Raw genomic sequence first — 222 nt, 5'->3', positions numbered from 1 at the left:
GTATCGGCCCCTACGAGGCTGGTGGAATTATGTGCTGCTACAGGCTTCCGCAGACATGGCGTCGCGGCGTTCAGATCAAAGTACATACAGTCCACAGCGCCCGGCTTTCGCCCGATAAAGCGGGGCCGGAAATCGCTGAAACCAAGATCGTCGAAGTGCCTGAGTATGTCAATGGCAAGGCAGGGGAGTTATGGGTGGTTCGTGCCGCCGATGGTTCGTTAA

The 222-nt window shown here is 56.8% G+C and carries 1 protein-coding gene; it reads left to right on the top strand.

Annotated features, from left to right (window positions below):
* On the top strand, positions 1–222 hold a 222-nt coding region (locus KVP70_RS35965; RefSeq protein WP_217946823.1), incomplete at both ends, for a DUF3304 domain-containing protein.

This window comes from Duganella violaceipulchra (assembly GCF_019166075.1).
Classification (GTDB): domain Bacteria; phylum Pseudomonadota; class Gammaproteobacteria; order Burkholderiales; family Burkholderiaceae_D; genus Rugamonas; species Rugamonas violaceipulchra.
Note: the sequence above shows the minus strand (reverse complement) of the source record. Positions and strands in the feature narration are given on the sequence as shown.